Raw genomic sequence first — 10,768 nt, forward strand, 5'->3', positions numbered from 1 at the left:
AAGTATGCGACTTGGGTAGCTGAATGAAACCAACAACGCTGTAATGCAAAGTATGACGAGTATTAAAAGGGAAGAATAATGAAAGACACCTGCTACGGCCCTATCGCTAATGTAGTGATAGAAAAAGCAGCAAAAATTAAACTGCTTATTTGTGACGTTGATGGCGTAATGTCTGACGGCTTGATTTATATGGGTAATAACGGTGAAGAGCTCAAGGCATTCAATGTACGCGATGGCTATGGTATTCGCTGTTTGCTAACCTCTGGGATTGAAGTTGCTATTATTACTGGTAGACAAGCTAAACTTCTTGAAGATAGAGCCAAAACATTGGGTATTACATATCTTTACCAAGGACAGAGCGATAAGCTTTTGGCGTATCACGAACTGTTAGATACACTACAATTAACTCAAGAAGAAATAGCCTACATTGGTGATGACTTGATTGATTGGCCTGTAATGGCAAAAGTCGGTCTATCCGTCGCTGTAGCAGATGCTCATCCGTTATTACTACCTAAAGCTGACTATGTCACTCAAATTAGTGGTGGTAAAGGGGCCGTTCGAGAACTATGTGACCTCATTCTTCTTTCACAAAATAAATTGGAAGAAGCTAAAGGCTTATCGATTTAAAGAATAGATATCATTTATGAGCAATTCGAAGAAGTGGTTAATTATTATTCTATCGCTGATTGTCCTTGGGCTTATCGGTTGGAATTTATCCGGTAACGACGCGGTAAACATGACAGGTAGTGTAATAAATGATGGTCAACCTAATTATCAGACTGATGATTCAGTCACTTTCGTCTATAATCCGACCGGTGATTTATCTTATAAACTTGTCGCTGATAAAATTGACAACTACACAGAAAGCAAAATTACATGGTTTTCCAAGCCTGTGTTGACAACCTATAATGACGCAGGCATACCAACGTGGACAATTAGCTCATTCAAAGCACGTTTAACCAAAGATAATGTGCTCTATCTTTATAGTGATGTTCAGGTCAATAGCTTAACGAAAGAATCACAGTTACAACGAATTACAACTGAAAGTGCAGTTGTCAATTTGACAACACAAGACGTTTCATCTGACGATAAAGTCACCATTATTGGACAAGGACTCAATTCTACCGGTTTAAAAATGAAGGGAAATCTTCGTACCAAAACTGCAGAATTAATCGAAGATGTGAAAACTCATTATGTGTTACAACCAGAAGAGCAACAAAATGAAACAAGCCACTAAGCAGTATTTTATTCAAGGAGCTATTGCCAGTGCAATTTTGGCTCTTAGCCTACCCGCTATGGCGCTTAAAAGTGACACTCAGCAGCCAATGACGATTAATTCGGTCAAGCAATCCCTTGATCTAGAAAAAAACATCACGACTTTCACTGATGACGTTGTGATCAAGCAAGGTTCTATCGACATAAAAGCCAATAAAGTTGTCGTCACTCGTCCAAGCAGTGACTCTGATAAAATTGTGATTGAAGCCTTCGGTACTCCTGTCACTTTTTATCAATTACAAGATGATGGCAAACCAATTAAAGGTCATGCAGCAAAAGCGCGATATGAAGTTGATAAACAACTCGTTACCCTAACAGGCAACGCTTATCTTGAGCAGTTAGATAGCAATATCAAAGGCGATAAAATCACTTACGTCGTCCCAACGCAGCAAATGGAAGCATTCAGTGATAAAGGCAAACGTGTAACAACCGTAATATTGCCGGCACAATTACAAGAGAAAGCCCCAGCAGCGGCAAGTTCATCAGCAAATACGACTAAGAGTAAATAATCGTTATGGCAACACTAACCGCAGAGAATCTGGCTAAATCCTATAAAAAGCGCAAGGTTGTTGAAGATGTTAGCCTTGAGGTTAAATCCGGCGAAATTGTAGGTCTACTTGGACCAAACGGTGCCGGTAAAACAACCACCTTTTACATGGTGGTCGGTATTGTTCAGCGGGATGCTGGTAAAATTTTAATAGATGGTGAAGATATCAGCTTACTGCCACTGCACGAACGTGCTCGTCGCGGCATTGGCTATCTTCCTCAAGAAGCGTCTATTTTCCGCCGCCTCAGTGTTTATGATAACCTAATGGCAGTATTAGAAATTCGCCATGACCTAAACACACAGCAGCGTAAAGAAAGAGCTGAAGAGCTCATGGAAGAGTTCAGTATTACTCACCTTCGAGACAGCATGGGTCAATCACTGTCTGGCGGTGAACGTCGCCGAGTAGAAATTGCCCGCGCACTCGCAGCTAATCCGAAATTTATTCTATTGGATGAACCTTTTGCTGGTGTTGACCCTATTTCAGTATTAGATATCAAGAAAATAATCCAACATTTACGTGACTATGGCCTTGGTGTTTTGATAACTGACCATAATGTCCGTGAAACTCTTGATGTGTGTGAAAGAGCTTATATTGTCAGTCAAGGCCACTTAATTGCCCATGGTACACCGGCAATGATCCTTGAAAATGAACAAGTTAAGCGCGTATATTTAGGTGAAGGTTTCCGGTTATAAAGAGTTAAAGCTTATCTTACGATAGGATTTTGCTAAGATAGAAATCAGCTAAATGTTAAAACGATTGAAATTAAAACGGAGAGCAGAACACATTCATGAAGCAAAGTTTGCAGCTCAGAGTCAGTCAACAACTCGCGATGACCCCCCAATTGCAGCAGGCTATTCGTCTGTTACAATTGTCTACACTTGAGCTACAACAAGAAATTCAACTAGCACTTGAAACGAATCCTTTGCTTGAACAAGATGAATTAGATGAGCTCGCACCGAATGACAATCAAGAACACATCACTGATAGCAGCGAAATAGATACAAAAGAAGCATTAGAAAAAAATGATATGCCTGATGAGCTACCGCTGGATGCAGATTGGGATGAAATCTACAGCGCTGGAACCCCTTCAGGCACTAGCAGTGACTATAGCTTTGATGAACTACCCGTTTATCAAGGTGAAACTACTCAAACATTACAAGATTATCTCATCTGGCAAGCTGGACTCACACCGTTTACTGATACTGATCGTGCAATTGCAACTTCAATAATTGATTCCATTGATGATTCGGGCTATCTCACCACTACGGTAGCGGATATCCATGAAGGAATTGATAATCCTGAAATTAGCGTAGAAGAAGTTATTGCGGTTCTAAAACGCATTCAACATTTCGACCCTTTAGGTGTCGCAGCGCAAGACTTGAAAGAGTGTCTACTCATTCAGCTTTCGCTCTACCCAAAAGAAACTCAAGGATTATCAGAAGCCAAACAGATTATTAGCAATCATATTGAGTTACTGGCAAACCGCGATTTCCGCCAGTTAAGTAAATTGACGCGTCTAAAAGAAGATGCGCTCAAAACTGCGATAGACCTAATATTAACCTTGAATCCAAAACCTGGGCAATCCATCAATACTGGAGAATCAGAATACGTCATTCCAGATGTTCTGGTGAAAAAAAATAATGGGCACTGGCAAGTTGAGTTAAATACAGATAGCATCCCTAAACTAAGCATTAATCATCACTATGCTTCATTAATAAATGATAATGTAAGTGAAGGTGACTCACAGTATATTCGCAGTCATCTACAAGATGCGAAATGGTTGATAAAAAGTCTTGAAAGTCGTCATGAGACACTACTCAAAGTAGCAACCTGTATTGTTGAGCAACAACAAGAATTTTTTGAGCTCGGTGACGAATATATGAAACCCATGATATTGGCAGACATTGCTTATCAGGTAGACATGCATGAATCAACAATCTCAAGAGTAACAACTCAAAAGTATCTCCATAGTCCTAGAGGTATTTTTGAGTTGAAGTATTTTTTCTCCAGCCACGTAAGCACGGACACCGGAGGAGAAGCTTCCTCAACGGCAATTCGAGCTTTGGTGAAAAAACTGGTTGCTGCTGAAAATCCAGCAAAACCATTGAGCGATAGTAAATTGACGAGTATGCTTGCCGAACAAGGTATTCAAGTTGCTCGTCGTACTGTTGCTAAGTATCGTGAATCGTTATCTATTCCGCCGTCAAATCAGCGTAAACAACTGGTTTAATTGATAAAATAAGGAAGGTTGTATGGAATTTCAGATTACTGGACACAATATTGAACTGACCCCAGCATTGCGCGAAATTGTTGAGAAAAAACTCAAAAAACTAGAGCAATTGTTTGATCGTATTAACAATATTCAAGTCGTCCTGAAAGTTGAAAAAGTTCAGCAAATTGCTGAAGCGACCCTGCAAGTTAATGGTGCCGAGCTTCATGCATCAGCGGAAGAAAACGACATGTATGCAGCAATTGACTTACTGGTTGACAAACTGTCACGCCAATTAACTAAACACAAAGAAAAACTGAGACAACACTAATACATTGATAGGGTCTAGGCCATTGTTACGGTCTAGCCGATGAATGTTCCAAACCAGATGGTGGTATACACCATCTGGTTTTGTAGTCCTAAGTGAATAATAAAATGAATAGTGATATAGAAATCCAATTAAGCGTTGTTTTATCATCAGCCTGCACACGTAATAACTTAGTGTGTACAAGTAAGAAAAGAGCATTAGAAATTATTAGCGAATTGGCTGCCGCTGAGTTGGGATTACCGGAAAACACGGTATTTGAAGCATTATTAACCAGAGAAAAAGTCGGTACTACAGGTATTGGTGGCGGAATTGCCATTCCGCATGGCAAACTGAATGAAAGTGAAAATGCACGCGCTGTTGGCGTCTTTTTACATTTAGAAGAGCCTATCGCTTTTGATGCGATTGATAATCAGCCCGTTGATCTACTTTTCGCATTACTTGTTCCATCAGATCAGTGTAAAACACATTTACATACACTGTCGCTTATCGCTAAAAAGCTTGCAGATAAAACCCTGTGTAAACGCTTGCGCTCTGCACAAAGTGATAATGAGCTGTATAGTATAATTACTGAGTAAGTTATAAGTTTACGCCTTATCGTGATATCGTAATATCGTAATGAAATTATTATGGTTTATACTGTTAAAAAAGAGTCGATACGACGATAGATTAAATAGTTAAATTTACTCAATAACGTATGATCATTAAGCGGATAGATCATTAAATTATCGATCATCAAAAAAACAGTTCATCAAGAAACAGAAGGGAGTGTACTCATGGTGCTGATGATTGTCAGCGGCCGTTCCGGTTCGGGAAAATCCGTGGCCTTACGTGCGCTGGAAGATATGGGTTTCTACTGTGTGGATAACCTACCGGTTGTATTACTACCGGAACTGGCTAATTCACTCGCTGAACGTAATATTTCAGCGGCGGTGAGCATTGACGTGCGTAATATGCCTGATAACCCAGAGATTTTCGAAGAAGCGATTGATAAATTACCACCAACCTTCTCTCCACAGCTATTGTTTCTGGATGCTGATCGTAACACGCTTATTCGCCGTTATAGTGATACCCGTCGATTACATCCTCTTTCAAGCAAAAATTTATCACTCGAAAGTGCGATTGATGAAGAAAATGAGCTACTAGAACCGCTACGCTCAAGAGCTGATTTGGTCATTGATACCTCAGAGATGTCAGTTCATGAACTCGCTGAGATGCTTAGAACGCGTTTAATGGGCAAACGTGAACGAGAGCTCACCATGGTGTTTGAATCATTTGGTTTCAAACATGGTATACCGATTGATGCAGATTATGTTTTTGATGTACGATTTTTGCCCAATCCACATTGGGACCCGAAACTACGCCCAATGACTGGTTTAGATCGCCCCGTTGCGGCCTTCTTAGATAGGCACACTGAAGTCCATAATTTTATTTACCAAACACGCAGTTACCTCGAGTTATGGCTACCAATGTTAGAAACGAATAATCGTAGCTATTTAACTGTCGCTATCGGTTGTACGGGAGGAAAACATCGCTCCGTCTATGTTGCAGAGCAGTTAGCAGATTACTTTCGCTCTAGAGGTAAAAACGTCCAGTCACGTCATAGAACACTAGAAAAACGCAAGTAATGACCGTAAAAGCGACAATAACGCTCAAAAACCGGCTCGGTATGCATGCAAGACCTGCTATGTTACTTTATGATTTGGTTAAACAATTTAACTCAAGGGTTATTTTGCGTAATAATAGCCAAATTGAGGCTGAGGCCGATAGCGTTATTGCGATGTTGATGTTAGACTCGGAACAAGGTAGTAAAATTGATATAGAGGTTAGCGGCCCAGATGAAGATCAGGCGTTATCCGCAATAATTAACCTATTCAATAGTGGTTTTGATGAAGAGTAATTGAATCAAAAAATGACTAATGAATTTATCAATATGCGTGATTTTACAGGTACAGGCCTGAGATCGTGATCATGATCTCTTCCCTTTAAAGCTTATAGCGCCTAATATTTTAAACAACTTAATTTATAGCGACACCCCCTACCTTTTGGGTGGGGGGTGTTTGCTTTGTAGGTCTCTATTGGAGTGTGGTATGACAAAGCCAACAATTATTATCAATGATTTAGATGCAGAACGCTTAGATGCGCTAATGGAACAACCCGCTTATGCAGATACGCCTGTCGCAGATGCGCTGAATGAAGAACTTGACCGTGCTGATATTGTTACCCCACAGGAAATGCCTGCGGATGTCGTCACAATGAACAGTACCGTCCGTTTCCTTGACCTAATTAGTAATGAGGAACGTACTCGTACGCTGGTTTATCCAGCATCATTGAAAGATAGTGCGGAGCAACTATCAGTGATGGCACCAATCGGCGCAGCGCTGTTAGGTCTGCGCGTTAACGATGAAATTAGTTGGGCACTACCAAATGGTGTTGCAACTCGCGTTAGAGTATTAGAGATTATTTATCAGCCAGAAGCGGCTGGTGAATTCCATCGCTAAAGCCTTGAGCTTATAAAAATAGAAAAGACTTAATAAAAAAAGTTTCAACCAAGAAACTCCAATAAGTTTTCTAGATGTTTCAGGCACTCAATGAGTGCCTTTTTTTATTGCAATTTTTTAGCTAAAAAATATTATGAAGAGTAACAAAGAGAATCTATTCCCCTGCAATACTCATCTGTGAAAGTAACACCGAGCCACATTGAATATTACTGCGAGTTTCAATATCGTCGGCAATAGTCACCATATTTGCCCACATATCCTTGAGATTACCAGCGATTGTAATTTCACTGACAGGATATTGGATTTCTCCGTTTTCAACCCAAAAGCCTGATGCACCACGAGAATAATCACCCGTGATACCACTCACACCCTGTCCCATCAGTTCAGTGACAACTAGCCCTGTTCCCATCTGCTTTAACAATGCATCGAAAGAGTGCCCTTGCCCAGCGATACGCCAGTTATGAATACCACCAGCATGACCGGTACTTTGTAGACCGAGTTTTCGAGCTGAGTAACTCGTCATTAGCCAAGTTTGCAATACACCGCTTTCAATAATATTGCGCTCAGTAGTGCGAACACCTTCACTGTCAAAAGGTGAAGAGGCTAAGCCGCCCATCAAATGAGGCTGCTCGTTAATTGTTAACCAGCTTGGCAAAATTTGTTTACCTAAGCTATCAAGCAAAAAAGAGGATTTACGGTAAATACTGCTGCCGCTAATCGCACCAACTAAATGACCAAATAATCCTGTCGCCACTTCAGAGGCAAAAATAACTGGCGCCTTCATGGTAGGGAGCTTTCTTGGCGCTAAGCGCGACAATGTACGGCGTGCGCATTCTTGTCCCACCCATTCAGGGGATTTAAGTGCATTAAGGCTACGACCGATGGTATAAGCATAATCACGCTCCATCGCACCTTCATGCTCTGCGATAACACAACTGGACATAGAATAGCGACTAGAACTATAGCTTTGCAGCATCCCATGGGAGTTACCAAAGACTCTGACCCCATAATGACCGTTAAAGCTACCACCTTCCGTATTAATAATACGAGGATCCGCATTCAATGCCGCCATTTCAGCTCGCGAAGCCAATTTTATAGCATCTTCAGGTGATACTTCAGTCGCTTGGAATAGATTCAAATCCGGAGCTTCAAACGCTAATAATGATTTATCTGCTACTCCCGCACAGGGATCTTGTGAGGTATAACATGCAATATCAATCGCAGCCTGTACAGTACGCTCAATTGCATCATGGCTTAGATCCGTTGAAGAGGCACTTCCTTTGCGTTGTTGATGATAAACGGTGATCCCTAAAGCACCATCACTATTAAACTCAACATTTTCGACTTCACCTTGGCGAGTACTGACACTAATTCCGGTACTTTTGTTTACTGCAACTTCTGCCGCATCACAACGACTTTTGGCAAATTCCAATGCGTGGGCGACAGCTTCTTCTAATTTTTTACGTTGTTCGTTGACTTGATCAGTTACACTCATGCATTTAATCCAATAATATTGAGGAAAAAAGCCATTTTCTACACTGATAAGTAAATGTCAGGTAGTCATTAGGGCATTTTCCCAGTTACAATAGGTTTAATATAGCCCAATAAATTCAAATTATAGATAAACAGTAAGTAGAGCTATCTCAATGAACATATAATAATATATGATCTAAGTTATCCCCCACGGCCTACACTCATGTAATTTGAACTATCATGAATATAAGAATGTTAACATTCGTGACTCAGTAGGTCATGTAAATTACACGCAATCGCTCATGTAAATTACATGACCACGTTTTGTAAAAAGGAAAATCAATATGGCCACACAGCCTGAAGACTGGCTGGATGATATCCCAGCGCCGCAAGAAGAAGAGGATGATGAAATTATTTGGGTCAGCAAAAGCGAAATTAAACGCGATGCTGAGATCCTCAAAAAACTGGGAGCCGAGCTTGTTGATTTAAGCAAAAACGAGCTTGAGCGTATTCCATTAGATACCCAATTACTTGATTCAATTGAAATAGCTCAAAGGATCACCCGTGAAGGTCGTCGCCGTCAATTACAGTTTATTGGTAAATTACTGCGCTCTCGTGATGTAGATCCAATTACTGAAGCACTTGATAAACTTAAGAATCGCCATAATCAGCAAGCTGTTTATCTTCATAAACTAGAAGATTTACGTATGCGTTTAATCGAAAATGGCGATAACGTGATAGAAGAAGTCGTCGCATTGTTCCCGCATACGGATAGGCAGCAACTTAGGGTGCTAGTACGTAATGCAAAAAAAGAGCGTGAAGGTAATAAGCCCCCTAAAGCTTTCCGTCAAATATTCCAATATTTGAAAGAGCTATCTGAAAGCGCTTAATTGATATTCCCCTATGCCAAAATATTGGCTTAGGGGAGTTTCTTGATATTAAAATCGATTTTTTATCACCGAGAGAATCGTAGGAAACTCAACATACCCTTCTCTATCTAAAAAATGACCAGCCTGCTCTTCCATAATGACCTGAGTTTGTAGCGACTCTGCGAGTACTTTCGATGATTGCGGAGAAACAATTTCATCATTAGTTGAGATGATTGAGACTCGCTCATCTGCAATGCCAATTAATGCGGCATAATTTAATTTGTTAGGTGTATGAGATTTTAACTCTGGCAATGTTTCCAGCTCACTATCAAAGCCTGAAACTAAGATATAGCCACCGACTTTTTTACCTTGTACGGCTAACTGCTCTAAAAATCTCAATACTGTTACACAACCAAGACTGTGCCCAATCAATATCGTATTTTTATCAATATCAATAGGTAAATCAATCAAGTGCTGCTGCCATTTTTGAGGATTAGGCGATAATGGTTCTGGCATTTCAGGCACATTCACTAATGCACCCAATGACTCTAATTCAGCTTTAAGCCAAGGGAACCAGTTTTTAGCGGGGGATGCGGTATAGCCATGCACAATAACAAATTTTTTATTGTTAAATTGCCCAATGTTAGATGTGATACTGCCCATAGAAAGGTTCCGTTCAAAATAAATGAATTACATATAACTGTATCATAGGTCTTGAGCGGATTTATTAGAGTTTTTTGTTATATCTAAGGCAAAAATAAATTCATTTTCCCACATATCTTGTGCGTCATTCATCACATCAATAATATTCGAGAATTCAATTCGCTGTATTGAGGTCATATGCGCAAAAACGATGGTGACGGGCAATTCAATACCCGCAGAAACCATATCCCACAAAGCATCAAGATTGTGTCCGAACCAAGCTGGCAGCGAAAACTGTTGTTGAAATTGAGCATAAAAATCTTCAATACTTTTAATCTCATTAAAATCAAAAACAACTTTATGGTTCATTGCTGATGACCTTCTAGTTCACTTGCTGGAAGCTTTTGTAATGATCTAATGTGACAAAAATCATCCCATCAGAGGAATACATCAGGCGATCTGCACCTCGATGACCACAACGGTAGTTAATATCCGCCTCAAACCATTGACGATTAGGTGAAATTGGCAAACGCTTTTCACGATTCAAAAATTTATCACCACCAATCGCTTTACCCGGTAATACCTCGCAAAGATTGCCTTTTTTAGCATCCCAACCCGCTAATCTTGCATCTTTTTTCGTCACATAAAAATCAGGCAATTTTTGATGTTTCTGCACATAGCTAACCACATTACGTTGCTGTGTTAGCGCATCAATTTCTTGTGCATTTTCATTACGTATCGACTGCTCAGGCGGAGAAATAGGCCTTTCGACCTGTTCTTTGTCATGAAGATCGTCGCCTTTAAAATAAAGGCTAATGGCAATTAAAATAGCCATGAGGATCACGGAAATAATTCGTTTATTCATCTATCCCCTTCATTCTTCAATTTGTAGCCGTGTTAGCTACGCTCACTCACCCTAGTCACCT

Annotated in this window: 15 protein-coding genes; 11 read left to right on the forward strand and 4 right to left on the reverse strand. The window is 40.3% G+C overall.

Going from position 1 to position 10,768, the window contains the following annotated elements:
* Positions 1–78 precede the first annotated feature (78 nt).
* The 10 genes from kdsC to rnk all read left to right on the forward strand — a co-directional run bounded on the left by kdsC (position 79) and on the right by rnk (position 6,858).
* Complete coding sequence (kdsC, locus tag ACTH6U_RS20045; RefSeq protein ID WP_441832995.1) at positions 79–627, forward strand: 3-deoxy-manno-octulosonate-8-phosphatase KdsC; 549 nt, start codon at positions 79–81, stop codon at positions 625–627.
* Between the two features lie 16 nt (positions 628–643).
* A complete protein-coding gene (lptC, locus tag ACTH6U_RS20050) occupies positions 644–1,237 on the forward strand; it encodes an LPS export ABC transporter periplasmic protein LptC (protein WP_441832996.1) in 594 nt (197 codons plus the stop codon).
* Complete coding sequence (gene lptA / locus ACTH6U_RS20055) at positions 1,221–1,784, forward strand: lipopolysaccharide ABC transporter substrate-binding protein LptA (RefSeq protein ID WP_294106506.1); 564 nt, start codon at positions 1,221–1,223, stop codon at positions 1,782–1,784. The genes lptC and lptA overlap by 17 nt, the downstream gene beginning before the upstream one ends.
* A 5-nt stretch (positions 1,785–1,789) precedes the next feature.
* Positions 1,790–2,515: an LPS export ABC transporter ATP-binding protein gene (gene lptB, locus ACTH6U_RS20060; protein ID WP_294106503.1), complete on the forward strand. Its 726-nt coding sequence runs from the start codon at positions 1,790–1,792 to the stop codon at positions 2,513–2,515.
* A 95-nt stretch (positions 2,516–2,610) separates the two neighbouring features.
* A complete protein-coding gene (rpoN, locus tag ACTH6U_RS20065; RefSeq protein ID WP_294106501.1) occupies positions 2,611–4,053 on the forward strand; it encodes an RNA polymerase factor sigma-54 in 1,443 nt (480 codons plus the stop codon).
* Between the two features lie 22 nt (positions 4,054–4,075).
* Positions 4,076–4,363 carry a ribosome hibernation promoting factor gene (hpf, locus tag ACTH6U_RS20070; protein WP_294106498.1) on the forward strand — a complete coding sequence of 96 codons (288 nt, stop codon included), beginning with the start codon at positions 4,076–4,078 and terminating at the stop codon, positions 4,361–4,363.
* A 104-nt stretch (positions 4,364–4,467) separates the two neighbouring features.
* Positions 4,468–4,935 (forward strand): PTS IIA-like nitrogen regulatory protein PtsN, encoded by a 468-nt coding sequence (ptsN, locus tag ACTH6U_RS20075; protein ID WP_294106495.1) that lies wholly within the window; start codon positions 4,468–4,470, stop codon positions 4,933–4,935.
* A gap of 198 nt (positions 4,936–5,133) precedes the next feature.
* A complete protein-coding gene (gene rapZ / locus ACTH6U_RS20080) occupies positions 5,134–5,985 on the forward strand; it encodes an RNase adapter RapZ (RefSeq protein WP_294106490.1) in 852 nt (283 codons plus the stop codon).
* Positions 5,985–6,257 (forward strand): PTS phosphocarrier protein NPr, encoded by a 273-nt coding sequence (gene npr / locus ACTH6U_RS20085; protein WP_294106487.1) that lies wholly within the window; start codon positions 5,985–5,987, stop codon positions 6,255–6,257. Before rapZ ends, npr begins: the two co-directional genes overlap by 1 nt.
* 190 nt (positions 6,258–6,447) lie before the next feature.
* Positions 6,448–6,858 carry a nucleoside diphosphate kinase regulator gene (gene rnk / locus ACTH6U_RS20090; protein WP_294106482.1) on the forward strand — a complete coding sequence of 137 codons (411 nt, stop codon included), beginning with the start codon at positions 6,448–6,450 and terminating at the stop codon, positions 6,856–6,858.
* 154 nt (positions 6,859–7,012) lie between these two features.
* On the opposite strand, the gene pmbA is transcribed toward rnk, so the two are convergent.
* A complete protein-coding gene (gene pmbA / locus ACTH6U_RS20095; RefSeq protein WP_441832997.1) occupies positions 7,013–8,353 on the reverse strand; it encodes a metalloprotease PmbA in 1,341 nt (446 codons plus the stop codon).
* A gap of 322 nt (positions 8,354–8,675) precedes the next feature.
* Between pmbA and yjgA the strand changes: the two genes are divergently transcribed.
* Positions 8,676–9,221 (forward strand): ribosome biogenesis factor YjgA, encoded by a 546-nt coding sequence (yjgA, locus tag ACTH6U_RS20100; RefSeq protein ID WP_294106477.1) that lies wholly within the window; start codon positions 8,676–8,678, stop codon positions 9,219–9,221.
* 48 nt (positions 9,222–9,269) lie between these two features.
* Here the strand turns inward: yjgA and ACTH6U_RS20105 are convergent, their stop codons facing one another.
* From ACTH6U_RS20105 to ACTH6U_RS20115, 3 genes are read right to left on the reverse strand one after another with little or no spacing between them, the layout of a single operon-like run.
* Positions 9,270–9,863 (reverse strand): RBBP9/YdeN family alpha/beta hydrolase, encoded by a 594-nt coding sequence (locus ACTH6U_RS20105; protein ID WP_294106476.1) that lies wholly within the window; start codon positions 9,861–9,863, stop codon positions 9,270–9,272.
* A gap of 42 nt (positions 9,864–9,905) precedes the next feature.
* Positions 9,906–10,211 carry a barstar family protein gene (locus ACTH6U_RS20110; protein ID WP_336430209.1) on the reverse strand — a complete coding sequence of 102 codons (306 nt, stop codon included), beginning with the start codon at positions 10,209–10,211 and terminating at the stop codon, positions 9,906–9,908.
* Positions 10,212–10,224: 13 nt separating this feature from the next.
* A complete protein-coding gene (locus tag ACTH6U_RS20115) occupies positions 10,225–10,707 on the reverse strand; it encodes a ribonuclease domain-containing protein (protein WP_441832998.1) in 483 nt (160 codons plus the stop codon).
* Positions 10,708–10,768: the final 61 nt, after the last annotated feature.

The organism is Providencia sp., assembly GCF_052096715.1.
In the GTDB taxonomy this organism is placed as follows: domain Bacteria; phylum Pseudomonadota; class Gammaproteobacteria; order Enterobacterales; family Enterobacteriaceae; genus Providencia.

What these genes read in the sequence shown, in the direction of transcription:
- kdsC (WP_441832995.1), top strand. Translation starts at nt 79, where the DNA reads ATGAAAGACACCTGCTACGGCCCTATCGCTAATGTAGTGATAGAAAAA.
- lptC (WP_441832996.1), top strand. Translation starts at nt 644, where the DNA reads ATGAGCAATTCGAAGAAGTGGTTAATTATTATTCTATCGCTGATTGTC.
- lptA (WP_294106506.1), top strand. Translation starts at nt 1,221, where the DNA reads ATGAAACAAGCCACTAAGCAGTATTTTATTCAAGGAGCTATTGCCAGT.
- lptB (WP_294106503.1), top strand. Translation starts at nt 1,790, where the DNA reads ATGGCAACACTAACCGCAGAGAATCTGGCTAAATCCTATAAAAAGCGC.
- rpoN (WP_294106501.1), top strand. Translation starts at nt 2,611, where the DNA reads ATGAAGCAAAGTTTGCAGCTCAGAGTCAGTCAACAACTCGCGATGACC.
- hpf (WP_294106498.1), top strand. Translation starts at nt 4,076, where the DNA reads ATGGAATTTCAGATTACTGGACACAATATTGAACTGACCCCAGCATTG.
- ptsN (WP_294106495.1), top strand. Translation starts at nt 4,468, where the DNA reads ATGAATAGTGATATAGAAATCCAATTAAGCGTTGTTTTATCATCAGCC.
- rapZ (WP_294106490.1), top strand. Translation starts at nt 5,134, where the DNA reads ATGGTGCTGATGATTGTCAGCGGCCGTTCCGGTTCGGGAAAATCCGTG.
- npr (WP_294106487.1), top strand. Translation starts at nt 5,985, where the DNA reads ATGACCGTAAAAGCGACAATAACGCTCAAAAACCGGCTCGGTATGCAT.
- rnk (WP_294106482.1), top strand. Translation starts at nt 6,448, where the DNA reads ATGACAAAGCCAACAATTATTATCAATGATTTAGATGCAGAACGCTTA.
- pmbA (WP_441832997.1), bottom strand. Translation starts at nt 8,353, where the DNA reads ATGAGTGTAACTGATCAAGTCAACGAACAACGTAAAAAATTAGAAGAA.
- yjgA (WP_294106477.1), top strand. Translation starts at nt 8,676, where the DNA reads ATGGCCACACAGCCTGAAGACTGGCTGGATGATATCCCAGCGCCGCAA.
- ACTH6U_RS20105 (WP_294106476.1), bottom strand. Translation starts at nt 9,863, where the DNA reads ATGGGCAGTATCACATCTAACATTGGGCAATTTAACAATAAAAAATTT.
- ACTH6U_RS20110 (WP_336430209.1), bottom strand. Translation starts at nt 10,211, where the DNA reads ATGAACCATAAAGTTGTTTTTGATTTTAATGAGATTAAAAGTATTGAA.
- ACTH6U_RS20115 (WP_441832998.1), bottom strand. Translation starts at nt 10,707, where the DNA reads ATGAATAAACGAATTATTTCCGTGATCCTCATGGCTATTTTAATTGCC.